Genomic DNA, 25,698 nt, shown 5'->3' with positions numbered 1-25,698 from the left:
GAGAACATCCTTATATAAATACGAACTTTAAAGGACGTCCACCTATATTTGAATAGCTTGTTTTATTTATCACTCTATTTAGTAATTGAGCCTTTGTATTTTCTACTAAGTTATTTGAAATTAAACTTAAATCCTCACTCTTTTCACTTACTTCATCACTTAAATTGCTAACATTAGAAATCATAGAAGAAAAACTATCTATTGTAACTTTAAGTTCCTTTTTCATTACTTCAAATTCATTTTCTCCATTTACCTTTAATTCAACATTTAAGTTTCCTTGTGACACTTCTTTTAAAACTAAAATAACATCATTAATTGAAGTTTTTATTGCTTTTATTACAAAGAAAACCACTGCTGAGACAATAATAATTGTTAATAAAATAAAACCTATACTTGTAAATTTTAATCTTGTAAAAAGATTTTCATTAGTTACTTTTTCTTCAGCAATATATTCTTGAACATAACTTCTTAAAGTCTCAAAATTTTCATTAACTTTATTATATTTTTCTTCAAATTCATCTTCGTAATTGTCTTCAAGTCCAATTATAAAATGACTACTACCAAACTCAGGTTTTTCTACTTTTTTTCCTTTAACCTCTGAAAATTCATTAAATAATGATTGTAAAGACTCCAAATTTTCAATTTCTGTTTCATCATTATCATCTAACTCTAAACTTGACTTTATAAATTCTCCTATTGAATCTAAATCATCTTCAGCACTATCAATATTCTCCATACCTCTACCTTCAGCTAAATTTAAAATAATGCTTTTAATAGCAAGAGCTTTTTCTTTTTCGGTCAAAATTTCATAATTCCAATTATTATATGATTCTATCAGTCTATAACTAGAATTTAGAGATGTAAGACCATTAATACTTACTATACCTAAAAGTATCTCAGATAACAGAGCCACTCCCCCCCATAATAAATATAAGCGTTGAAATTTTCACCTTTTTTATCCTTTCTCTCATACTTCCTCCTAGTACCTCTTTTTATTCTCGGCACAATTATGCAATATTTTCCCTTGATTTTCTATCACTTTTTCTATCACAATCATATTTTATTGTTATATTAAAAATTTTAGTCTGGATTATTAAATAAAGTGATAAATGAAACCAGCTATTTAAATATAAATCAACATCTCTTAAAATTCATTTTTTATAAGAATATTTACCCTCTATAAAAAAAGTATTTTTTCTTAATTTTATCAAAAAATGATAGTGCGATATAACTATCACACTATCATTTTCTTAATCTTCTGCTAACTTTCTATATTTATTTAATCTTTCCATTGCATCTCTTTCTGTCTTTGCAAAAAGCTCTTCAGCATGTTCTGGGAAAGCTTTTGCAAGGGAAGCATATCTTACTTCTCCCATGAGAAAATCTCTAAATTTTCCATTAGGTTCCTTCTTGTAATCTAGAGAAAAAGGATTTTTCTCATCAGCAACAGCTGGATTATATCTATAAAGCTGCCAATATCCACAATGAACTGCTTTTCTTTCTTCTTCTTGAGAAGTTGACATACCAAGTTTTATACCATGATTTATACATGGTGCATAAGCTATTATTAATGATGGTCCAGGATAATTTTCTGCTTCAGTTATAGCTTTTAAAGTTTGACTCTTATCTGCACCCATGGCTACCTGTGCTACATAAATATATCCATAGGACATAGCCATCATTCCTAAATCTTTCTTCTTTGTTTTTTTACCATTTGCTGCAAATTGTGCAACTGCTGCAGCTGGTGTTGATTTAGAAGACTGTCCTCCTGTATTTGAATAAATTTCAGTATCAAATACAAGTACATTAACATCTTCACCAGAAGCTAATACATGATCTAAGCCTCCATATCCAATATCATATGCCCAGCCATCTCCACCAAATATCCATTGGCTTCTCTTAACTAAATGATCTTTATCAAATACAATTGATTTTGCAGCTGGGTCTTCCATATTAGACACTACATCAAAAACTCGATTTGTTCTAAGTCTTGTTCCTTCTCCATTGTCTTTATGGTCAAGCCAATCTTGTAAAACTTTAGCCTCTTCTTTAGAAACACCCTTTTCTAATAATCTACTTATATTGGATGCAATTCTTTCTCTAATTGCTTGAGATGCTAAAAACATACCAAAACCAAATTCAGCATTATCTTCAAATAAGCTATTAGCCCATGCAGGTCCACGCCCCTTTTGATCTTTTGAATATGCAGTTGAAGGGGTAGATGCTGCCCATATAGATGAACATCCTGTTGCATTTGCAATCATCATTCTATCACCAAATAGTTGTGTAACAAGCTTAGCATAGGAAGTTTCTCCACATCCTGCACAAGCACCTGAATATTCAAGTAATGGAGTTTCAAATTGACTTCCTTTAACAGTATTCTTATTCATAGGATTTCTTTGCTTAACATTATTAACTGTATAATCCCAAACATCTATTTGCTCTTCTTGTGTAGATTTTGGTTTCATTATTAAAGCTTTTCCTGGTGCAGGACATACTTCTGCACAGTTTGAACATCCTGTACAATCTAGAGGAGTTACACCAACTGAATAATATAATTTCTCTTCACTCTTTAAGGCCTTAGGCTCTAGTAATTTAATTCCTTTAGGTGCATTTTCTTTTTCCTCTTCACTTAATAAAAATGGTCTTATTGATGCATGAGGACATACATATGAACATTGGTTACATTGAATACATTTTTCAGGTTGCCATTCAGGTACATTAACAGCAATTCCTCTCTTTTCATAATTTGATGTACCATGCATAAATGAGCCATCATCTACTCCATGTTTAATAAATATTGATACAGGAAGATTATCTCCTTCAAGTCTATTCATAGGGTTAACTATTTCTTTTACAAACTCAGGCTGATTATGAGTACCAGTAAATTCTGCTTCCTTAGCATTTTTCCAAGAATCAGGAACATCTATCTTAACAATTGAATCAATACCTTTATCAATTGCTTCATTATTCATATTTACAATTTGTTCACCTTTTTTACCATATGAAGAAACAACAGCTTCTTTTAAATACTTAACAGCATCTTGAACTGGAATGATATTTGCAATCTTAAAAAATGCAGACTGCATTATCATATTAATTCTTCCACCAAGACCTATATCTTGAGCTATTTTCACTGCATTTAATGTATAAAATTCAATATTATTTTCTGCAATATATTTTTTCATTCCTCCAGGAAGCTTATCTTCAAGTTCATCTTTATCCCAAAGAGTATTTAAAAGGAACTTACCATTTTTCTTTAAACCTCCAAGAACATCATATTTATAAACATAGGATTGATTATGACATGCTATAAAATCTGCCTTATCAATTAAATAGGATGATTTTATTCTTTCCTTTCCAAATCTTAAGTGAGATACTGTAATTCCTCCTGATTTCTTTGAATCATAATAAAAATATCCTTGAGCATACATTTCAGTATGATCTCCAATAATCTTAATAGCACTCTTATTAGCTCCAACAGTACCATCTGAACCTAATCCCCAGAACTTACATGATGTTATATTTCCTGTAGACACATCAATATCAACTTTTTCAAGAGATGTATTAGTAACATCATCAATTATTCCTAGAGTAAAGCCATCTTTAGGATTATCACTTTCTAGATTCTTATATACAGCTGCTATATCTGAAGGAGTTGGGTCTTTTGAACCTAATCCAAATCTTCCTCCTATAATTAGTGGCGCATTTTTATCATTGTGATATGCTTTTACTATATCTAAGTATAATGGTTCTGCTATAGAACCTGGTTCCTTAGTTCTATCTAAAACTGCTATCTTTTTAACTGTTTTAGGTATAACTTTAAGCAATCTTTCTACTGAGAAAGGTCTATATAATCTTACTTTAATAAGACCAGTTTTTTCACCTTTAGCATTTAAATAATCAATTGTTTCTTCACAAGTCTCTGTTACAGACCCCATAGCTATTATAATTCTATCAGCATCAGAAGCTCCATAATAATCAAAGCAATGATATTCTCTTCCTGTAAGTTCTGTAATTTTACTCATATATTCTTCTACTACAAATGGAATATCATCATAATATTTATTTACAGCTTCTCTTGTTTGAAAATATATATCTGGGTTTTGTGCAGTACCTATAGTTTTTGGATCATTTGGAGTTAATGCATTATCCTTAAAAGCTTTTAGAGCATCCTTATCTACTAATTTACCTAAATCATCATATTCTAAAACTTCTATCTTTTGTATTTCATGAGACGTTCTAAAACCATCAAAGAAATTCAAAAAAGGCATCCTACACTTTATAGCACTTAAATGAGCAACAGCAGATAAGTCCATTACATCTTGTACTGAGCCTTCACAAAGCATGGCAAATCCTGTTTGTCTTGCCGCCATAACATCTTGATGATCACCAAAAATATTTAATGATGATGCTGCTAGTGCTCTTGCTGCAACATGAATAACTCCAGGAAGTCTTTCTCCTGCTATCTTATACATATTAGGTATCATAAGAAGTAGTCCTTGAGATGCTGTAAAGGTTGAAGCTAATGCTCCTGCTTGCAATGCTCCATGAAGCGCACCTGCTGCTCCTGCCTCTGATTGCATTTCTACAACTTTAACCTCTTGCCCAAATATATTTTTCTTTTCTTGAGCACTCCACGCATCTACCTTTTCTGCCATAGGAGATGATGGAGTTATAGGAAAGATTACGGAAACATCTGTGAAGGCATAAGCAATATGTGCAGCTGCCGTATTCCCATCCATTGTCTTCATCTTTCTCATAAATGTACACCTTCCTTTCTTATGTTTAAAAATAATGTTTCTTTATTATTAATAACTGTTTTATTTTGCCCTTTACTAGTATTTTTATACCGTTGCCCATATCTCTTCCTAAATTCCAAATTTCAAGCAAAAAGGTGAACCTCTATTTTTAAAGAGATTCACCTTTTTTAATTTTTACTTATAATCTATTCCATAAGTCTCAAAAGATTTATTTTCAGTATTCAAAATTAATATACCCATACTAAAATCATTAGAATCTGGAGTTAAATAGGAATCATAAAATATATAACCTATCTTACCCTCATTTGTATATTTATGATCTATTAACTCCCAGTTACGAAAGTACCCAGTATTATTATTTATGTAATCATCCTTAGAATAATCTATTTCATTAGTTATGCAGTTTCCATTATATATTTCTTTTTCTGATAAAGATTTTATATTTTTTATGTTATCAGCATCTAAATTATAGCAATAAATATCACCTTCATCTTCTCCACTTACTATATAAATTTCCATTCCATCTTTACTAACCTTAAAGCTTGTCTTTCCATAACTTAGATTATTATTTCTTCTAAAATCAGATAAATCTAAGGCTCTTACTATACTTTTAGTTTTAAAATCAAAGACTAAAAGACTTACATCAGTATTTATTATTATCTTATCATCTGAAACATATAATATGTCTGTACTTTGCATAGATTGTAGTTTTTTTGTTTTAGCTAATACTTCAGAAATACTTTTAGTATTAGGAGTTACTACTACCTCTTCTTTTTCTGTTTCTGCAATATTTTCTTCTGTAACTTCAGCATTAACCTGTTTAATATTATAGTTATAAAAATATATGCCGCTTACCACTAAAATTGTTATAACACTAATTAATAATAAAATAACTTTTGTTTTTTTCATTTATTCCTCTCCTAATTTGAAAATCGCAACCTATTATACCACAATATATAACAAAGTGATATAAAAATAGATGTAATCTAATTCACATTTAATATTTTTTCTAGATTACATCTTTAATTCTAAATTTAAAATTTATACAACCTATTAATAACTGATGTTGTATGTTCACAAATTTCACTAGTATTTTTATAATTTAATTTCTTCCATTCAATTTCTTCTCCAACATTAATTTTTACATGTGTAGGTTTTATTCTTTTTGATTCTTCAAAGGCCTTATAAGAATTAACCAAAGCTATAGGAAGAATATTTTTACCAGATTTAATAGCAAGCTTAAAACTTCCATTTTTAAATTCTCCTAATCTATCTTCCATAATCCTTTTCCCTTCTGGAAAAATCACTACAGATTTCCCTCCTTTTAAGACTTCAGAAGCTTCTAATATAATCTTTGCTGATTGTCTAATATTATCTCTGTCCATAAACAAGCAGCCTATTTCTTTAAACCATATATTAACTATAGGTGTCTTTTTCAATTCATCTTTTCCAATAAAAATAAATGGTTTTTCAAAAAGCCAGATTAACATTAAACTATCTAAGTCGCTTTTATGATTAGCTATTATTAGATAACTCTTTTCATTATCTATATTTTCTTTTCCTGATAACTTTATATCCATTCCTGCTACTTTTACAGCCATTTTTACAAGTCTTCTTAAAAGCTTATAATTTGCAGCTTCTCTCTCTTCTTTATTTTTTGTTCTGTTATATAACCTTAAAGGCCATGTTAAGATTGTATAAAATAAAAGTAAAATCCCAATTAATATTATCCTCATTTTTGCCCCCTATTTTATTACTACTTTATATATTATATATAAATTTTATTTAATGACTTATTAATTAAATATTTCATCAATTAGAAAATGAACTAATTCCTTAAGTTCTTCCGGTCCTTCATTTAAAGTTATTTCATTTCTCTTTAAAAGTTTTTCTTTAGTTAACTTATCTTCAATTACACCCTTTCCTTCATTTGCATAATCAAGTATTAATGGTTGAAGTCTATCCATCATAGCTCCATACTTAGCCTCTAAGCTTTCACACTTTTCAAATTCCCACCATAAAGCCATAAATTCTTCCCTCTGCTCTTTTGGAAGTCTATTAAATAGCTCTTTAGCTGCCTTTATTTCTCTCTCTTCCTTATCTTCATATCCTGCTTCATCAAAAGCAAAGGTATCTCCTGCATATATTTCTACAAGATCATGAAGTAAAACCATCTTTAAAGTTTTCTTCATATCTATATCTTCTTTTATGTATTCACTAAAAACAGCAGCCATAAGACCTAAATGCCATGAATGTTCTGCATCATTTTCCTTTCTGCTTCCATCAGCTATGTATGAATGTCTAAATACATTTTTTAGTTTATCCACTTCTATAATAAAATCTAACTGTTGCTTTAATCTGCTATTCATTTAAATTATCCGCCCTTCTTTTATGCAATTATATAGCATAATTTTGTCAAAACATGTTAGTATAATTATATACTAAATTTAGGATGTGGTACATATGAACTATAAAGAAAAAATTATAAATTATATTTCCTATAATATTCAAGAAGAAAAAGATAAAGAAGTAATACTAAAATTTATGGATAACTTTGATGATTTGTTATACAGAGAAAATATTTTGGCTCACTTCACTAGTTCTAGTTATATTGTAAATAAATCTAGAGATAAAGTTCTTATGATTTTTCACAAAATATATAACTCCTGGAGCTTTGTTGGAGGTCATGCTGATGGAGACTCTGATTTTCTTCATGTTGCTTTAAAGGAAGCTACTGAAGAGACTGGAATAAAAAATATAAAACCTATTTTACATGAAATAATTTCATTAGATGTTTTAACTGTAGATGGGCATATAAGAAAAGGTAATTATGTAGCTTCCCATCTTCACTTAAATGTAACCTATCTTTTAGAAGGTGATGAAAATGATGAACTTATTTTAAATGAAGATGAAACAAAAGGCGTTAAATGGATTCCTATTGAAAAAATTCATGAATATTCTTCAGAACCCTATTTAATTAAGCTTTATGAAAAATTAAACTTAAAAATAAAAAATCTTTAAAATAAGCCGCATCTAATTGATGCGACTTATTTTAAAAAACTTATCTTTTATAATAGTTTCCATGATCTGAAACTTTTTTAGCTGGTACTCCTGCTATTGTAATATTACTTTCATTAATAGATTTATTAATAACAGCATTTGCCCCTATCATTATATTATCTTTTAGCTCTACTGCCCCAAAGATTTTAACTCCAGGTCCAATCCATACATTGTCTCCAAGTTTTGCTGCTTTTCCCTCTTCATTTGCACCTATATTTACCCCTTGATGGATATCGCAAAATTTCTCCTATCCTAGCATTATCATTTACTACAATGTAGCCATAATGATTAATTCTAAGGCCTCCCTTAAAAACATTGCAAGGTATTGTAAAACCTAGTTTTACTCCAAGATTATGATGACGCATCTTATAATAAAGTAATGCTATTTTATTTTTTCCAGTATTAAGATAATATTCATGCTTTCTTAGATAAATTTCAAAACGCCAAATTTCATCTTCAAATATTCTTGGACGTTTTCTTTTTTTCTCTAATGCAATTTTATCTTTTTCCATATATTCTTTTAAATCAGTCTTATTCTTAATCAAATAAATTCTCCCCTTAAATCACTTTGCCTTTTTTAAAAATACCATTCCTATTATAAAGAAAACTATGGAAAGTATTATGGCCTGAATTACAGCTTCTGCAGTTACTGACATACTTGCAATCATAGCTTCAAGATCATTTTTTGATGTAATACTTAGCACTAATACATTGCCTGATATCTCCATAATAAAACTAGAAATTATAGGCATCCATATAGTTTTTGTTCTTAAAAAAACAGCTTCATATAAAACACTCATACAAAATGCATTTACAATTTGTACAATTGTAGTAAGCATATCTGAGCGACCAAGTATATAAGCATTTATATGAGCTGTAGCAAATACTAGGCTTGAAAATATTACGGCTTTTAAGATTCCCTTTTCTCTATTTTTATATTTATTTATAAAAGCCATACAAATAATTCCTAGCATAAGTTCTTCAAGAAAACCTGTAGTAAAAAAGGTAACCCCATACAATAAAACATTCACAATATTTACCCTTATATTTTCTATTTCCTTAAAGCTACCTACTACATTAATTATTGTAAATACTAAAAAAGGCCATATAACATATGAATCTTTAATGCCACCTTCAAATTTTATTCCAAGCCCTTTTCCATAGCCCATCTTTATAGCATACACTAACATAATTAAGCCTAAAACACCTTGAATTATTATTCCCTCTAAAAAAATTACATTTGGATAAGAAAAATAATTTTCTAAAAAGCTTCCCAAGGATACTGCACTCATACATAAAGATATAAACATAATTACTATAGAAGATAATACTTCGTATCTTTTTACTATTTTACACAACTTCATTTATTACCTCTGCTACTTCTGAAATATGATTGTGTAGGAAGAAATGTCCACCCTCAAAGTAAAGCTTTTTAAAGTTTTTATTAGTTAACTTTGACCATCCATCAATCTCTTCTTCTGTCAATTCATCTTCATATCCATTTAAAACAGTAATAGGTATTGGAAGTACAGTAGTTTTATTTATCCCCTGGAAAGTTTCAATATTCTTATAGTCACTTTTTATTATAGGTAAAAAAATCTCACTAAGCTCTTTATTTAAAAATACTTCTTTAGGAGTTCCTTTTAAGGATAATATATATTCCTTAAAATCTTCATCATTTAACTTATGAGCTATAGTTTCTTTCCTATCTATAAAAGGGCAGTGTCTTCCTGATAAAAATATATGTTTAGGTAGTTTCACCCCTTCCTTTAAGAATTTACAACATACCTCATATGTCATAAGAGCTCCCATACTATGTCCATAAATAAGATACTCTTCCCCTTCAATAATTTTACCTTTTATAATTTCCGATACATCATCTATTCCCTCATTTAGAGAATTATAAAAAGGTTCAATCATTCTAGATCCTCTTCCTGATAGTTCTATAGGTACTAGCTCTATATTTTTATTTAAATATTTTTTCCACTTTAAATAAACTGAAGCAGATCCACCTGCATGAGGCAGACAAAAAATTCTCATATTTTTACATCCTCCTTTTTAAAAATAGAGCTACTAAATTTAGTAGCCCTATTCTTTATATAAATCTATTATTTTAAAACTAATAATAATTGTCCTGATTTAACTTGTTCTCCTTCTTTAACAAGGATTTTTTCAACAACTCCTCCTGTTTGAGCAGTTATATTTGTTTCCATCTTCATAGCTTCAATAACCATTAAGCTATCATTTTCCTTAACAATATCTCCTTCTTTAACAAGAACCTTTATAACATTTCCAGGAATAGCAGCACCAACTTCTTTATCATTATCGCTATCTGCCATCTTTATTACATTTCTTGTGGATTTTGAAGCATTGGCTTTTTCATGTTTATCTTTTATCTTAATTTCTCTTCTATTTCCATTGATTTCAAAGCTTAATGTTCTATAACCTTCTTCATCAACTTTTCCTATTTCTATAAGTTGAACTATTAATGTTCTACCTTCTGCAACTTCTATTTCACAGGTTTCACCTTCACTTAATCCATGGTAGAATATATCGCTTCCCATTCTGCTAAGATCGCCATATTCAAAGTTGAATTTAATATATTTTTCATATACATCTGGATAAAGAGCATAACTTAAAAGTTGCTTATCATTTGCTTCAAACTTATATTTATCCTTTAAGTATTCTTTAATCTTATCAAAATCTTCAGGTGGAAGCAGCTCTCCTGGTCTTACAGTTATAGGTTCTTCTCCTTTTAATACAAGCTTTTGAAGTTCTTCTGGGAAGCCTCCTTCAGGTTGTCCCATCATACCCTTAAAGTAAGTAACAACTGAATCTGGGAAAGCTAATCCTTGAGCCTTTTCATAAATGTTTTCAGGTGTTAAGTCATTTTGAATCATAAATATTGCTAAGTCTCCAACCATTTTAGATGATGGTGTAACCTTTATTATATCACCAAGCATCATATTTACTTCTCTATACATTTTCTTAACATCATCAAATCTATGTCCTAATCCAAAGCTTTCTACTTGAGGTTTTAAGTTAGAATATTGTCCTCCAGGAATTTCATATTTATATATTTCAGCTGTACCAGTCTTAAGGTCTGATTCAAAATTATTGTATACAGGTCTTACTGCCATCCAGTAATCATCTAATTTTTGAATTCCAGCTAAATCAATTCCAGTAGCTCTATCAGTGTGTTCTAAAGCAGCAACTATGGAGTTTAAAGCTGGCTGACTTGTAAGTCCTGACATACTATTAAATGTAGTATCTATAATATCAACTCCAGCCTGAGCTGCCATAAGAGCAGTAGCAACACCATTTCCTGTAGTATCATGTGTATGTAAATGAATAGGAATTGAAATTTCATTTTTTAATGCAGTAATAAGTTTTTTAGCTGCATATGGTTTTAATAAGGCTGACATATCCTTAATTCCTAAGATATGAGCTCCCATTTTTTCAATTTCCTTTGCTTTCTTAACATAATAATCTAAAGTATATTTATCTCTGCTTTCATCTAAAATATCACCAGTATAACATAAAGCAACTTCTGCAACCTTATCAGCCTTTAATACTTCATCTAAAGATACTTCTATTCCCTTTAGCCAATTTAATGAATCGAATATTCTAAATACATCAATTCCACTTTCTGCTGCTTGTTTTACAAACTTTCTAATTACATTATCTGGATAGTTCTTATATCCAACACCATTAGCTCCTCTTATAAGCATTTGGAACATTACATTTGGAATTTTCTTTCTAAGTTCTTCTAATCTTGCCCATGGAGATTCCTTTAAGAATCTATAAGAAGTATCAAATGTTGCTCCTCCCCACATTTCTAGTGAGAATAAGTCTTTTCCATAATATGCAGTTGCTTCAGCTATGTTAATCATATCACGGCTTCTTACTCTAGTTGCCATAAGACTTTGCTGAGCATCTCTCATTGTTGTATCAGTAAGAAGAAGTTTCTTCTGATTCTTTATGTAATTTACAACCCCTTTAGGCCCTTCTGTATCTAAAATTTGTTTTGTTCCTCTTAAGTCATTTACACCAATAATCTTAGGAATTTTAGGAACATCAAATTCTTTCTTTATTCCTCTAGTTTCATTAACTATCTTTTCACCTAAATATCTTACAACTCTTTGTTCTTCATCACTTCTTGGCTTAATATCAAATAATTGAGGATTATCAGATATAAAGTTTGTATCACATGTACCTTTTCTAAACTCTTCGTTATTTAAAACATTAATTAAGAAATCGACATTTGTTTTTACTCCAGTGATGTTAGTTTCTTTTACAGCTCTTATTGCCTTTCTTACTGCATCTTCAAAAGTTCTTGAATAAGCTGTTGCCTTAACTAAAAGACTATCGTAATATGGGCTTATAACTGCACCTGAAAAACCATTTCCTCCATCAAGTCTTATACCAAATCCAGATGCTGTTCTATAAACATCTATTTTACCTGTATCTGGTGAAAAATTATTTGCTGGATCTTCAGTTGTAACTCTACATTGAATTGCATAGCCTCTAGTTTGTATATCTTCTTGAGTAATTGCAATTTCTTTTGAATCTAAAGCATATCCTTCTGCAATTAAAATCTGGCTTTGAACTATATCTATACCAGTTGTCATTTCAGTAATTGTATGCTCAACTTGAACTCTTGGATTCATTTCAATAAAATAGTGATTAAAATCTTTATCTACTAAGAATTCAAGGGTTCCTGCACCTCTATAATTAACTTGTTTTGCTATCTTTATAGCATCTTCACATATTTCTTTTCTCTTTTCATCAGTAAGTACTAATGATGGACTAATTTCAATTACCTTTTGATGTCTTCTTTGAATTGAACAGTCTCTTTCATATAAATGAACTATATTTCCAAATTTATCTCCTAAAATTTGAACTTCAATATGCTTTGGTCCTTCAATATATTTTTCAATGAACATATCATCATTACCAAAAGCTTTCATAGCTTCACTTTTTGCATTGCGGTATGCTAAAAGAAGTTCTTTTTCTTCTCTAACAATTCTCATACCTCTTCCGCCGCCACCTGCAGCAGCTTTAACCATAACTGGATAACCACAATCTTTAGCTATCTTTATCGCATCTTCTTCAGACTTAATAGCTTCTTCTACACCTGGAATTACTTTTACTCCAGCTTTTTCAGCAACTATTTTTGATTTTATCTTATCACCTAACTGTTCCATCATGTCTCCAGTTGGTCCAATAAATTCAATACCTGCTTCTTCACATCTTCTTGCAAATTCAGGATTTTCAGACAAAAAGCCATATCCTGGATGGATAGCATCAACATGCTTTTTCTTTGCAAGTTCAATGATTTCATCAATATTTAGATAAGCTTCTACAGGTCCCTTATTTTTGCCTATTAAATATGCTTCATGCGCTTTAGTTCTAAATAATGCTCTTTTATCCTCTTCAGAATATATGGCTACTGTTCTTATACCAAGCTCACGACAAGCTCTTATAATTCTTATAGCTATTTCTCCTCTATTTGCTACTAATACTCTTTTAAACTTACGCCCCAAAAAATCCACGCTCCTTATTTATCTTTGTAAATATATTCTTATTTATGAATTATATCATATTTTTTCACAAATACATACATTAAATAATTTTTTTTAATTTTTGTACGTATTTTTTTCTTTTCTTATGGCTTAACTTATCATTTAATACAGAATAGTATGACAGTTTTATTGTCAAATATTTATTCTAATAATATTTTCTGTAACAACTTGCATAAAACCCACTTAAATTGTAAAATAAGTTTAATAATATAAACTCTAGGAGGAAACCTTATGAACAATATTAATAATTAATATTATATGTAAGATTAGAAACACCATAGAAGAAAAAATAATATTTTAGAGATGCCTAAAGGGGGAAATAATTCATGAATATTTTGGTTATTGGAGCATGTATTTTTGCTGTATGCTTTGCAGTTTATAATTTTATATTTTATAAGAAAAAAAAAGTCATCTATTCATTAAGAGCTAAAAATTTTATTGTAACTGATGATAAATTTTACAAAGCACAGCTTATTGGAGGAATTATTAATTCTGTTATACTAATACTTTTAGCAGTAATAGGAAAATCATATTTTACTACTTATGAATTTCAAGGACTTACTTATATATTAACTTTTTGGGTACTAAATTTAACTTTAAAAGCAATATGCTTAATAAAAAATTACGCTTCTATTCCAGGAGTACTATAAATATTGGGGGGGTTATTAATTGTATAAAGTATGTATAACAGCTAGTAATGTATCTGATATTAGTAAAGTACCAGTGGAGCTACTAAAAAATAATGGTTTTGATGTTAAAGAAAAATCTTTTAGCTCTATGAAAAACAAAGAAGAACTTATTGAATTTGTAAAGGATAGTGATGCTTTAATTCTTGCTTCAGTTGAAAAATTTGATGAAGAGATTTTAAAGCATATACCAAACCTAAAGATTATTGCAAGAAGAGGCGTAGGCTTTGACAATGTGGATATTGATTACTGCCATAAAAATAACATTATAGTTACAAGGGCCCTTGGAACTGTAGAATCTGCAGTTAGTGAACTTACTTTAGCATATATGCTTGCCTTTAATAGGAAGTTAAACCTTCATTCTAAAGAACTTCATGAAGGTATATGGCAAAAACATATCTCTACAGGGCTTAAAGGAGCAACTCTTGGATTAGTAGGCTGTGGCCATATTGGAAGTGAAGTTGTAAGAAAGGCTTCTGCCTTCGATATGAATATTATATATACTTGTCCACATAGGAAAATAGACTTAGAAAATAAATATAATATAAAATATGTTTCCTTTGATGAGTTAATTAAAACAAGCGACTTTATTTCTCTTCATCTGCCTGCAACTGAAGAAACTATAAATATGTTTACTATAAATGAATTTAAAAAAATGAAGAAAAGTGCTTATTTTATAAATACAGCTAGAGGATCTATAGTTAACGAAGAGGATTTAACTAGGGCTTTAAAAGAAAATTTAATTGCTGGTGCCGCCTTAGATGTGTTTAAAAATGAACCTTTTAAAGATTCACCCTTTTGCAGTATTGAAAATATAACAATGACGCCTCATGTTGGTACCTTTACTCATAATACTTTTTATGATATGAATCTTCTTTGTGCTGAAAATATAATTAACTTTTTCAATAATACATTAGATGACAAATATAGAGTTTAAAATTTACAGGTTCCTTAAAGGGGCCTGTCTTATTTTACTCAAAGATAGGTACTCCATACCCTGCTATAGAATCATCATTAAGTTTATGGCTCATTTTTAAAACTTTATTAGACATATTTCCTTCCATTGTAATTATACTGTCATTAGTAACCTTCACAACAACTCCTACATGATTTATTCCATTACCTTGATAAAAGTATGTTATATCCCCCTTCTTAGGTATATATTCATTAGGACTATACCAACATTTATGTTCAATAAACCAGTTAGCTCCATCTAAACAATAAGAATGTTTAGGAATTATATCTTCATTTATTCCTGCTTTATTTGCACACCAACTTACAAAAATTGCACACCACTCAGCATTTATTCCATACCAATCTCCATACTTAGTTCTATTTCCTTGCCCTTCAGTATATCCCTCTTCCCTGCAAGCTATATTAGCTATATTTTCTCTATAGCCATTTATATTTTCATCATCCTTATTTCCTGTATAATAAGCTTTAACATCTCTAGAAGCAATTAAATTTTTATCTTTATCATAAGAAACATCTTCTCTTAAAACCCACGTAAAACTATTATCAGGAAGTTTTACCTTTATGGCTTTAGAATTAGAACCATCTACAACATTAATTTTTTCACCCTTTTTATAGACATAATGATAACCAGCTTCATATAATTGCATTTCTTTATTTACTGATAAAGTATGAGTATTTTCATGAGCAAGCTCTACATCATTTTTGTTGCACCAAGACATCTTTCCATCTACATCTACCAAATAATATCCATTTCTCTCATCTATCTTTCTTAAAGTATCTCTAGGCCCTAAATTTTTTACACTATCCATCTGTGCTAAATCTGCTGTATAGTAAACCTTTGCTTCCTTTGATACATAATAAATTCCATTAATATTTTTTGAAAACTTACTATTTATCCATCCATAATACCCATCAGAAGTCTTTATTTTTAAATATCCATTACACTTTTCATTAATATCAAGCATTTGATTTTCTTTATAAATACATAATTCTTTGACTTCCCTTAAAACTATCTTTTCTTTAATCTTGTATATACCATCACTTTTATTTAGATTTCTTAAATTGCACCAATACAATTTATTATCATAATTTAAAATTACAAAACTATCCTTTTCATCAATAACATCAATTTTATCATTTATATTAAATACCCTAGATCCCTTACCTGTCTCTGGCCTTTTAAGACATTTCTCATTACTGCTCCAATTAGGTAGTTTATAATCACTAATATCCTTTATTTCACTTATATTGTTATCTGATTTTTCATTTGTAATCTTATTATTAAGTAAATAAGAATTTATTTCATTCTGACTTAATATACTAGATATATCATAAGCTTTAGTATTTATACTAAAATTTAAAATATACACTATTAATATAATAAAAATTAAGTTAATCCTTAATAATATATTTTTCTTCATAAACAAAAAGCACCTCACATTACCTGCTTTTAATTTTACCATTTTTTTACATTTAATAAAAGATTATTTTTCTTTTTCCATCTTACATAATATGGTAAAATTGTTTGTATTATATTTGTAATTTTTTAGGAGGTACTTAAATGAATCATAATTCCTTAACTGAATTTTACAACGGTTTTTCAACAGAAGCTTATAAAATTTATGGTGCTCATATAAACAAAGAAAAAGGTGGAGTAACCTTTACCCTTTTTGCTCCTAAGGCAAAAAAGATAGAAGTAATTGGAGAATTTAATAATTGGAACGGGGAAAATCATGTTATGAAAAAATTAGATGATAGAGGTTCTTATACTCTATACATTTCTGAAGCTAAAGCTAATGATATGTATAAATATAGAATATATACCTCAAGCAATCTGGCACTAGATAAAAGTGATCCTTATGCTTTCTATAGTGAACTTCGCCCAAATACAGCTTCTTTAATAGCTGATATGAAGAACTTTACCTTTACTGATGATGAATGGATGTGTAAGAGAAGTAAAAACTTCAACTCTCCTTTAAATATCTATGAAATGCACTTAGGATCTTGGAAAAAACCTTTAGATAAAGAATTCTTCACCTACAGAGAAATCGCTGATAATTTAATTGAATACTTAACTAATGTAGGCTTTACCCATGTAGAATTTCTTCCTTTAAATGAACATCCTTTAGATGCTTCCTGGGGATATCAAGCATCAGGTCCGTATAGCGCCACATCAAGATATGGTACTATAGATGATTTAAAATATTTAATAAATAAACTTCATAACCATAACATTGGTGTTATTCTTGATTTTGTTCCTGTTCATTTTGTTCGAGATAACTATTCTTTAGCAAAATTTGATGGTCACAGTCTTTATGAATATGATTATGATGATGTTGCTAATAATGAATGGGGGTCCTGCAATTATAATTACTATAATAATATAGTTGTTTCTTATCTTATGAGTGCTGCTTTTTTCTGGCTTAAAGAATATCATGTTGATGGATTAAGAATGGATGCTGTATCTAATATAATATATTGGCAGGGAGACAGTAGTCGTGGTGTTAATATTGGAGGAGTTAATTTCTTAAAAAGAATGAATTATGAAATAAATAGAGCCTTTCCTACTGCTATGATTATTGCTGAAGATTCAAGTAATTATCTAAAGGTAACTGCTCCTACTTTATATGATGGACTTGGTTTTGATTATAAATGGGACCTAGGTTGGATGCATGATACATTAAATTACTTTAAAACTCCCCCATCAGAAAGAAAATATAATCATAATCTTTTAACTTTTTCAATGAGCTATTTTTATTATGAAAACTTCTTTTTAACCTTATCTCATGATGAAGTTGTTCATGGCAAAAAAACTATTATAGATAAACTATGGGGAACTTACGAAGAAAAGTTTTCACAGTGTAAAACACTATATACCTATATGTTTACCCATCCAGGGAAAAAACTTAACTTTATGGGAAATGAATTTGCACACTTTAGAGAATGGGATGAAAATAGAGAATTAGATTGGAATTTATTAAAGTATCCCAAACACGATTCCTTTAAGAGATTTTTTAGAGATATTTCAAAGATATATTTAGCTCATGTAGCCTTATATGATTGTGATTATAACGAAGAAAGTTTTAAATGGATTGATGCTGATAATAAAAATGACTGTGTATTTTCATATATAAGGTGTTCAAAAAATGAAAAACTTGTAGTAATTTTAAATATGTCTAATAACACCTATGAGAACTTTAAAATTGGTATTGATTCCCCAGGTTATTTAACTGAAATTTTAAATAGCGAAAAAGATATATATTCAGGATGTAATATTGTAAATGAAGACCCTATTAAAATTTCAAATATTCCTTTTAATAATATGGCATATTCAGCTAGAATCACTTTAGCTCCTTTATGTTCATGTATTTTTATATTAAATTAAAATTAGCAGGAATTTTCTTTTCCTGCCATTTTTAATATATCAAAACATATTTATTACAAATTTATTGGTATTCTTTCTTATAGAAAATCTAGTATCAACAATAATACTTGCTGTAACAACTACTATAAATGCAATTTGAAAATAATATAACAAGGAATATAAAATTAATATTTGAGTAAAAATAAGTGCTCCCCTTGACTTAAATATCTTATGTACAGTTCCACATAAAATAGAATAAGCATCTTTAACTAAGAAATAAATTAGTATATATGCAAAGGTCATTAATATTAATTTAATATATGTATATCTAAAAAGTATATTGTTTCTTCCTATAAGCTTTATTAGGATTATATATACTAGCCCTATATATGTAGTTTTTCTTGAACAATATTGAAAATTCCCATACTTTTTATAATTTCTTAAAAATAAGTACTTTCTCTCTCCATTTTTATTTAAAAGCCTTAGTTTTTTACCAAAGAAAACAGCTCCTATATAAGTCATTATAATTGTTCCAAGAGGCATAGTTGCTATTAAAATATAAAATACCACTTCTTTTACATTATCATCATAAGGAAAATAAACTAAATATTCATTAGCTTCTTTAACAAAGCTATATCCTAAAATACCTGAAAAAAGTATATCTATAAAAATCAACACAATTGCTGCTAATAATGAACAATATAAAAAATCATCATTTAAAAGAGTATTTCTATTTATTAAAAATCCACACACAAACCCTATAAGCATTCCTTGAATCATTGATATAGAAACAGCTAAATTTCCAAATACAAAGGTAACAAGAATAAGAGATGTAACTGATGCCAGTATAGTATATCTAGTTTCACACCTTAAATATATTAGTGTTATCAATATAGGAACTCCAATATCTAAAAATATAGAATAAGCTATTCCAGTACCTATAAAAAATATACTTGCAGCAATAAATAAAGAGCTTAACATAGCTGCCTCTGTTAACTTTTTTGCGTCCACCTCATCACCACATTTCATTTTAATAAAAAATATCATATCATATATATTTATAATTTTCTAGCACCTAAGTAATTTTATAGAATATACTGCATTGTTTTTTTTTATTGGCAATAATAATAGTATATACTAATTTAAAATATGGAGAAAAATTAATGAATAAAAAAATAATCATTATTGGTGCTGGAATTAGTGGTTTATCTTTAGCTGCTAGACTTCTACATAAAGGTTTTAAAGTTGAAATATTCGAAAAAAATTCTTCTATAGGTGGAAAAACAGGGCAAATTATAACAGGAAATTTTAAGTTTGATCTTTCTGCAAGCATCCTTATGATTCCTGAGGATTACATAAAACTTTTTAAAGACTGCAACATAGATTACAAAAAATATTTTAAACTTACTAAGTTATCACCTAACTACAGGTGCTTTTATGAAGACAATAGCTACTATGATTTTTATAGTGATTTTCCTCATTTAAATGATACATTAAGAAAAATCACAAATAATAACATTAATGATATTTGTGGATACTACGATTTCATTATTAATAATCATAAAAAATATAATATTATAAATAAAAATTTTTTAAATAAAAGTTTTTTAAAATACTATAATGTTTTAAACCCATCATCTTTAAGTAAAATCTTAAAAATTAATATTCTTGATAGCTGTGATGAAGAATGTACAGAATACATAACTAATAAAAAACTTCATGATTTTCTTATGTTTCAATCAATGTATATTGGTGTTTCTCCCTATGAAGCTTCAAGTATATATAATACAATTCCTTCTGAAGTTCAGATGAGCGGATTGTACTATATAAAAGGAGGAATGTATAAATTTTTAACATCCCTTAAAAATCTTGTGCTTGATTTAGGGGGAATTATCCATACTTGTTCTGAAATAAAAAATATTAAATTTAAAGATAATAAAGCTTATGGAGTTATTTGCAATAACAAACTTTTTAAAGGAGATGCTATTGTATGTAGTAATGACTTTACAGAAAGTTTTACTAAATTAATTAATTGTAAAGCTCTAAATATACCTTTAAAGAAAATAACTAAATTTCATCATTCCTGTTCTGTATTTATGCTTTATCTTGCTGTAGATAAAAAATATCCTATACTAAAAGTTCATAACATCTATATAAATAAAAACTTTAAAAAGAATATAGAATCACCTTTTAAAAATAAATTAAGCAAAGATCCTAGTCTTTATATTTATTGTCCAAGTTCCATTGATGACTCTTTATGTAAAGATAATTATGAAACAATAAATATAATGGTTAGAGTACCTAATTTATATAATGAAAAAATCAAATGGAATGCAAAAACTTGTACAAATTTAAAAAAGCAAATTTTAAATATTTTATCATCTATAAGTGGACTTAATGATATAAAAGATCATATACTATATGATTACTTTTTAACACCTTTAGATCTCAGGGACAAATTTAATATTTATAATGGTTCTGCTTTTGGAATAAGTCATAAAATTACTGAAAGCTTAATCTTTAGACCTCAATGTGCTTTTCCAAAGCTAAATTCTTTATACTTTGTAGGCTCATCCATTCATCCTGGTAATGGTATTTCTATGTGTTTAAAAAGTTCAGAAATATGCGCAGAAAAAATAGAAAAAGACAGTAAAATATAACTTAACATAAAAATAAGACACCTTATATCAAGGTGTCTTCCTCTCACATTCCTAAAATACCATTGTTGAAATTAATTTCCACACTAACTATTTTATACTATATAACTCTTTTTTTCAAGTTCAATCCAAAAATAGTAATATTCGTAATATTTTTAGTAAAATATGCATATCTATTACTTACTTTAGCGTAATCATCTTATCCTCATTGCATGATTGTATTTATTAAAAAGTTTTTTGTTACAAAATAGAATTCAGCTGTATATAAGACTGGAGCAAAATATAGAATTGTATCACTAGAGCTTAACTCTATATTATCAAATCCAAGTCTATTTAATAGCAACCTTGTACTTAAGGCTTCATAATTTGTAGTAATTAATTTAATTGAAGACTCATTAATATTTTTTTTAGAATCATCTTCAATAATTTTTTTTATCTTTAAGAGACTCTCTTCTCTAACTTTTGAAGTACATTCCTTAATTATTTTATTCTTAGGTATTCCTTGATTTAAAAGATATTCTTCCATAATGTCTGCTTCACATAGCTCACTATTTTCTATATCACCTCCTGTAAGTATAATAAGACTGTCATTAGCATCTTGGTAAATACTTTTAACTACTAGATCGAGCCTTCCTTTTAAAGTCAAAGAAACATACCCATTTGTTTCTTCTAAATTAGTTGGCATAACAACAATATAATCTTTATTCTCAGTACATATTTTAGGAATCCCTATTATTATGGCCTCTACTCCAATAAATAACAGTAAACCTATACATATAACTATAAACAAAACTTTTCTTACTGATTTATTAATCTTCCCTTTAATAAAAGAATATAATACTAGTAATGTGCCCATAATTACTGGTATTAGTGATATAAGAAAAAAGTCTGAATAAAGAATATTTAAACTTACACCATAGAGCATTAAAAGTATCCCCACCATTACTTCAATACTCACTTAATATCCTCCTTTATTAAGTTTACATCTTTATTATACCACCATTTATTACCTTTTAAACATTTTTATATTATTTTTAACAAATTATTTTCTACTGTTACTCTTTTTAGTATAGAAAGTCACTTCGCCTGAATAAATGCTGTATTATGAATAAAAGTGATAAAATATAAAAAGACAGTAAAAAGATTTACTTTTACATAACTCTTTTTACTGTCTCTTACTATATGCTCATAAATTATTTATTAAATTAAACAGCTAATTTTCTCTTTAATATAGGTTATAAAATTTATTATATCCTGTGAACTTTTAATTGCATCTTTATCCATCTTTGAACCTGTACCATTTATTTCAACCAAATTAATATAATCTTTTTTATCATTAATTATATTATCAAAGGCTTTAATAAAGGAATTAGGATCAGTTGTATCATAATTTTCTAAACTATCTTGAATTGCTGAACCTACTTGAAATCTTAATGCCCCTTCTGTAGGTATATCTTCAAGCATATCTTTTAGTGTTTTTCTTATCTTTGCAGGTGCATCCATAGGTATACCGCCAAAGTGAGGATTTTCTTTTTTCCACTTAAAAAATTCAGGACTATTAAATTCAAAGCCTTTTAATTGTTTTAAACAACACTTATCATATATTTCCTTATCAAGCTCTAAAGTTAGTTTTTCTTCATCCTCATTTAGATCTTTATTATATATATTTAGACTTTGGTTAATATATGATAGATTGTATCTCTTACTAAATGGAATAAGATTTTTACTTATATCATTATTCTGCCTTAATTGTTTTTCTAAGATACTTTTCTCTAAGGTTTTCTTTAATTCATTATTTTTATTCTTTTGATTTTTAACATTTTTATTTGAAGTATAAATATTGTTGTTAGTAAATACCAAATTATTATTTATTCTCATAATCTTTGTCCTTCTTTTTAAAATATTAAGCTCTCTTATAGATTATCAAAGCTTTAATAACAAGTCTATTATACTTTTTTCATAACCCAACTAAAATAATTAAAGGTTTAAGATCATTCCACTTCCTTCTTTATCATTAGGTCTTGATCTAAACCCAAATTTTTTATAAAATCCTTCTGCAATTTTTGATGACATTAATAATACCATAACTTCAGTATCTTCTATCTTATCTTTTTTTATAAAATCAAGAAGTTCATTTATTATAATAGTGCCAATACCACTATTTTGATATTCAGGTTTTACATTTATATTTTGAAGATAATACACATATGCACCATCACCAACAAGTCTCCCCATACCTGCAAGAGTTTCTCCATCCTTAATCAAAATAGTAAATATACTATTTTTAATCATTTTTCTTACCTGTTCTTCTTTTAGCTTATTAAGTCCTACAGATTCTCTAAGTTCTATAAACTCTTTAATACTTATATCATTCTTAATTATTCTTATGTTCAATATAAACGCCCCCTGTTTATTACTATTTATAATTATACACTTTTTTGCATATAAATTACAGTCCAAATTTTATATTGATTTACTTGAAATTGAGAGTAAAACAGAAATTTCACATCTATTGATACATTAAAAAAGCTCTTTAGGTAAAACCTAAAGAGACTTTTCAAAAGTAAATTTATTCATTTCTTCATTTAGTAATTGTGCTTGAACAGCTAACTCCTCCATAGCTGCTGCTGTTTGCTCAGCTGAAGCTGAATTTACTTGAACAACCTCAGATATTGAATTAACGCCTTTAGTCATTTCATCAATTGATTTTGCTTGTTCCTTAGACTCATTAGCTATCTTATCTGCTAATACAGATGTAGTATCAACTTTCTCAGCAACAACTTCTAGACTATTTGCAGTATCTTCTACAATAGAATTAACATGTTTTACTGAACTTATAGAGTTATCAACTAAAACTCCAGTATTCTTAACTGCATTAGTAACTTCATCTGCAAGTTTTCTAACTTCTTCTGCAACAACTGCAAATCCCTTACCAGCTTCTCCTGCTCTTGCAGCTTCAATGGCAGCATTTAATGCTAAAAGATTTGTTTGTTCTGCAATATCTTCTATTGTACTAGTTATTTCTTCTATAGATTTAGATGATTCCTCAATTTCCTTCATTGATTCTTTTAATGCCATCATCTTTTCATTACTTTCATTAACTGTATTTTTAACATCTAAAGTAAAATCTTTAGTTTTTTCAGCAACTTCAACATTACTATTTGATTTATTAAGTATTGTTTTACAATTTTCTAATAATTCCTCTACTGACCCAGCTTGTTCTGTTGCTCCTTCAGTTAATATCTGACATGAAGCAGATACTTCTTCTGAATTACTTGAAACTAAACTTACTGATTCATTTAATGTTGATAATAGTCCATTTAATGACTTACTTATTCTAATAAAAGCTTTTTCTATTTCTACAAATTCACCTTTATATTCAACTCTATGTTCTGAAATAACAGCAAAGTTTCCATCTGCCATCTTTCCTAATACATAATCAATATCATTAATGTATTCTTTAAGCATATTTATTGAATTTACTAAACTTTCAGCCATTTCACCCATTTCATCATTATGATCATAAGTATTTTCAACTGCAAAATTTCCTTTTTCAAGCTGTTTAGATATGCCTTTAATATTATTTATACCTTCTGTAATTGTATTTAATAAAATTTTTGAAACTGCTTTTTTGAATCCTAATATAAATATAAAGAAAATTATAATTAAAACACTTGTAGCTATTAAGTATATAATTCTTTTATCAAAGAAGGACTCAGTAATAGTTTCGTTGTTGTTAAATATTGGTACTATATCTGACATTACTTTATTATGCTTTTCAATATAATTTGACTTAAATTCTTTTTTAGCAGTGTCTATATCCTTATTTTCAAGATATCCTATAACCTTAAACATGCTTTCTCTTAGTTCTTCTATGCTTTCATTTAAAGCTTCTGATTCAGATTTTTCTCCATGGTAGCCTTTCTCTAAACCTTCTCCTATATATTCCAAGTCCAAATATACTGAATTTATTTTTTCAGTAGCCTCCTTTATTAATTCTTTATCATGCTCAAGATTATTCATACTCATTTCAACTTTTAATAAATCATAAGTTAGAAATGCAATATTAGCAGTAACATCATAATACCTATAATATAATCTTACTAATGAATTACCTGCAAATAATATTGTAATCAACATAAAAACAACTAATCCTGCAAAGCTATTTCTAATTACTTTAAAGGACTTTTTAATCTTATCTCCCACTCCCATATCTTTAAGATTATTAGTCATTTTTTCACTAATATTAAGTTTTTTAAATTTCATAAATTTTTCCCCCGTAAAATTTGTATCGTTTGCAAAACTATATTATTAAACTATAATAGTGCAAAAATGCTTGAATAATTTTACAACTGAATAAAATAAAAAAACATTTATGATAAATCTCTGTTATAATTAAGTTCCTACACAAAATTCAACAAGGAGATACATAAATGTTTCAGAACACAATTATATCAAACGAACCATCAATATACAAATTTTTTAATCAATTAAATTTTGATTTTTACTTAACAAATCCTCAGTTAAAGCATTTAGAAAATATCATGAATGCTATGATATCTAAAGGCTTTAATGGTAAGATTTCCGACATAGCGGAGCTTGCACCTG

At 28.1% G+C, this 25,698-nt stretch carries 20 protein-coding genes; 5 read left to right on the top strand and 15 right to left on the bottom strand.

Annotated features, from left to right (window positions below; translation table 11 throughout):
- Positions 1-10: 10 nt before the first annotated feature.
- From BM384_RS04655 to BM384_RS04635, 5 genes are all read right to left on the bottom strand, one after another.
- Positions 11-913, bottom strand: a complete 903-nt coding sequence (locus tag BM384_RS04655) for a methyl-accepting chemotaxis protein (protein WP_090011558.1) — start codon at positions 911-913, stop codon at positions 11-13.
- A 337-nt stretch (positions 914-1,250) separates the two neighbouring features.
- A complete protein-coding gene (gene nifJ, locus BM384_RS04650) occupies positions 1,251-4,763 on the bottom strand; it encodes a pyruvate:ferredoxin (flavodoxin) oxidoreductase (protein ID WP_090011556.1) in 3,513 nt (1,170 codons plus the stop codon).
- Positions 4,764-4,937: 174 nt separating this feature from the next.
- On the bottom strand, positions 4,938-5,672 hold the full coding sequence (locus BM384_RS04645) for a hypothetical protein (RefSeq protein WP_090011554.1): 735 nt from the start codon (positions 5,670-5,672) through the stop codon (positions 4,938-4,940).
- Between the two features lie 125 nt (positions 5,673-5,797).
- Entirely contained in the window at positions 5,798-6,499 is a 702-nt protein-coding gene (locus BM384_RS04640) for a lysophospholipid acyltransferase family protein (protein WP_090011552.1), read from the bottom strand.
- Between the two features lie 60 nt (positions 6,500-6,559).
- Complete coding sequence (locus BM384_RS04635) at positions 6,560-7,132, bottom strand: HD domain-containing protein (protein WP_090011550.1); 573 nt, start codon at positions 7,130-7,132, stop codon at positions 6,560-6,562.
- A 94-nt stretch (positions 7,133-7,226) separates the two neighbouring features.
- Between BM384_RS04635 and BM384_RS04630 the strand changes: the two genes are divergently transcribed.
- The gene (locus BM384_RS04630) at positions 7,227-7,784 is read left to right on the top strand and encodes an NUDIX hydrolase (RefSeq protein ID WP_090011548.1); all 558 of its coding nucleotides are present in this window, start codon (positions 7,227-7,229) and stop codon (positions 7,782-7,784) included.
- Positions 7,785-8,023: 239 nt separating this feature from the next.
- Here BM384_RS04630 and BM384_RS18130 read toward each other — a convergent pair whose 3' ends face one another.
- From BM384_RS18130 to BM384_RS04610, 4 genes are all read right to left on the bottom strand, one after another.
- The gene (locus tag BM384_RS18130) at positions 8,024-8,368 is read right to left on the bottom strand and encodes a hypothetical protein (RefSeq protein ID WP_242945954.1); all 345 of its coding nucleotides are present in this window, start codon (positions 8,366-8,368) and stop codon (positions 8,024-8,026) included.
- Positions 8,369-8,386: 18 nt separating this feature from the next.
- Entirely contained in the window at positions 8,387-9,187 is an 801-nt protein-coding gene (locus tag BM384_RS04620) for a CPBP family intramembrane glutamic endopeptidase (protein ID WP_090011546.1), read from the bottom strand.
- Positions 9,174-9,863 carry a thioesterase II family protein gene (locus BM384_RS04615; protein ID WP_090011544.1) on the bottom strand — a complete coding sequence of 230 codons (690 nt, stop codon included), beginning with the start codon at positions 9,861-9,863 and terminating at the stop codon, positions 9,174-9,176. Before BM384_RS04615 ends, BM384_RS04620 begins: the two co-directional genes overlap by 14 nt.
- 68 nt (positions 9,864-9,931) lie before the next feature.
- Positions 9,932-13,369 carry a pyruvate carboxylase gene (locus BM384_RS04610; RefSeq protein ID WP_090011542.1) on the bottom strand — a complete coding sequence of 1,146 codons (3,438 nt, stop codon included), beginning with the start codon at positions 13,367-13,369 and terminating at the stop codon, positions 9,932-9,934.
- 365 nt (positions 13,370-13,734) lie between these two features.
- On the opposite strand from BM384_RS04610, the gene BM384_RS04605 reads away from it, so the two are divergent.
- Complete coding sequence (locus BM384_RS04605; RefSeq protein WP_090011540.1) at positions 13,735-14,058, top strand: hypothetical protein; 324 nt, start codon at positions 13,735-13,737, stop codon at positions 14,056-14,058.
- 19 nt (positions 14,059-14,077) lie between these two features.
- Positions 14,078-15,031 carry a phosphoglycerate dehydrogenase gene (locus tag BM384_RS04600; RefSeq protein WP_090011538.1) on the top strand — a complete coding sequence of 318 codons (954 nt, stop codon included), beginning with the start codon at positions 14,078-14,080 and terminating at the stop codon, positions 15,029-15,031.
- Between the two features lie 34 nt (positions 15,032-15,065).
- Here the strand turns inward: BM384_RS04600 and BM384_RS04595 are convergent, their stop codons facing one another.
- Complete coding sequence (locus BM384_RS04595; RefSeq protein WP_175537279.1) at positions 15,066-16,490, bottom strand: CHAP domain-containing protein; 1,425 nt, start codon at positions 16,488-16,490, stop codon at positions 15,066-15,068.
- Positions 16,491-16,630: 140 nt separating this feature from the next.
- Between BM384_RS04595 and glgB the strand changes: the two genes are divergently transcribed.
- Entirely contained in the window at positions 16,631-18,454 is a 1,824-nt protein-coding gene (gene glgB, locus BM384_RS04590) for a 1,4-alpha-glucan branching protein GlgB (RefSeq protein WP_090011534.1), read from the top strand.
- A 39-nt stretch (positions 18,455-18,493) separates the two neighbouring features.
- On the opposite strand, the gene BM384_RS04585 is transcribed toward glgB, so the two are convergent.
- Positions 18,494-19,462 carry a YybS family protein gene (locus BM384_RS04585; RefSeq protein ID WP_207650697.1) on the bottom strand — a complete coding sequence of 323 codons (969 nt, stop codon included), beginning with the start codon at positions 19,460-19,462 and terminating at the stop codon, positions 18,494-18,496.
- Between the two features lie 134 nt (positions 19,463-19,596).
- Between BM384_RS04585 and crtI the strand changes: the two genes are divergently transcribed.
- Positions 19,597-21,093, top strand: coding sequence for a phytoene desaturase family protein (crtI, locus tag BM384_RS04580; RefSeq protein ID WP_090011531.1), 1,497 nt, complete (start codon positions 19,597-19,599; stop codon positions 21,091-21,093).
- A 202-nt stretch (positions 21,094-21,295) separates the two neighbouring features.
- Here the strand turns inward: crtI and BM384_RS04575 are convergent, their stop codons facing one another.
- The 4 genes from BM384_RS04575 to BM384_RS04560 all read right to left on the bottom strand — a co-directional run bounded on the left by BM384_RS04575 (position 21,296) and on the right by BM384_RS04560 (position 25,356).
- A complete protein-coding gene (locus tag BM384_RS04575; RefSeq protein WP_090011529.1) occupies positions 21,296-22,048 on the bottom strand; it encodes a YdcF family protein in 753 nt (250 codons plus the stop codon).
- A gap of 242 nt (positions 22,049-22,290) precedes the next feature.
- Positions 22,291-22,968, bottom strand: coding sequence for a hypothetical protein (locus BM384_RS04570; RefSeq protein ID WP_090011527.1), 678 nt, complete (start codon positions 22,966-22,968; stop codon positions 22,291-22,293).
- 99 nt (positions 22,969-23,067) lie between these two features.
- Positions 23,068-23,484 carry a GNAT family N-acetyltransferase gene (locus BM384_RS04565; protein ID WP_090011525.1) on the bottom strand — a complete coding sequence of 139 codons (417 nt, stop codon included), beginning with the start codon at positions 23,482-23,484 and terminating at the stop codon, positions 23,068-23,070.
- Between the two features lie 150 nt (positions 23,485-23,634).
- A complete protein-coding gene (locus tag BM384_RS04560; protein WP_090011523.1) occupies positions 23,635-25,356 on the bottom strand; it encodes a methyl-accepting chemotaxis protein in 1,722 nt (573 codons plus the stop codon).
- Positions 25,357-25,698: the final 342 nt, after the last annotated feature.

The organism is Clostridium sp. DSM 8431 (assembly GCF_900116755.1).
Lineage (GTDB): Bacteria > Bacillota > Clostridia > Clostridiales > Clostridiaceae > Clostridium.
The sequence above is the reverse complement of the archived record's forward strand: the minus strand, read 5'-3'. Positions and strand labels throughout refer to the sequence as shown.

Coding starts and splice junctions, on each gene's coding strand:
- BM384_RS04595 (WP_175537279.1), bottom strand. CDS start 16,490: ATGAAGAAAAATATATTATTAAGGATTAACTTAATTTTTATTATATTA.
- BM384_RS04605 (WP_090011540.1), top strand. CDS start 13,735: ATGAATATTTTGGTTATTGGAGCATGTATTTTTGCTGTATGCTTTGCA.
- BM384_RS04585 (WP_207650697.1), bottom strand. CDS start 19,462: ATGAAATGTGGTGATGAGGTGGACGCAAAAAAGTTAACAGAGGCAGCT.
- BM384_RS04570 (WP_090011527.1), bottom strand. CDS start 22,968: ATGAGAATAAATAATAATTTGGTATTTACTAACAACAATATTTATACT.
- BM384_RS04615 (WP_090011544.1), bottom strand. CDS start 9,863: ATGAGAATTTTTTGTCTGCCTCATGCAGGTGGATCTGCTTCAGTTTAT.
- BM384_RS04630 (WP_090011548.1), top strand. CDS start 7,227: ATGAACTATAAAGAAAAAATTATAAATTATATTTCCTATAATATTCAA.
- nifJ (WP_090011556.1), bottom strand. CDS start 4,763: ATGAGAAAGATGAAGACAATGGATGGGAATACGGCAGCTGCACATATT.
- BM384_RS04620 (WP_090011546.1), bottom strand. CDS start 9,187: ATGAAGTTGTGTAAAATAGTAAAAAGATACGAAGTATTATCTTCTATA.
- glgB (WP_090011534.1), top strand. CDS start 16,631: ATGAATCATAATTCCTTAACTGAATTTTACAACGGTTTTTCAACAGAA.
- BM384_RS04645 (WP_090011554.1), bottom strand. CDS start 5,672: ATGAAAAAAACAAAAGTTATTTTATTATTAATTAGTGTTATAACAATT.
- crtI (WP_090011531.1), top strand. CDS start 19,597: ATGAATAAAAAAATAATCATTATTGGTGCTGGAATTAGTGGTTTATCT.
- BM384_RS04560 (WP_090011523.1), bottom strand. CDS start 25,356: ATGAAATTTAAAAAACTTAATATTAGTGAAAAAATGACTAATAATCTT.
- BM384_RS04635 (WP_090011550.1), bottom strand. CDS start 7,132: ATGAATAGCAGATTAAAGCAACAGTTAGATTTTATTATAGAAGTGGAT.
- BM384_RS04640 (WP_090011552.1), bottom strand. CDS start 6,499: ATGAGGATAATATTAATTGGGATTTTACTTTTATTTTATACAATCTTA.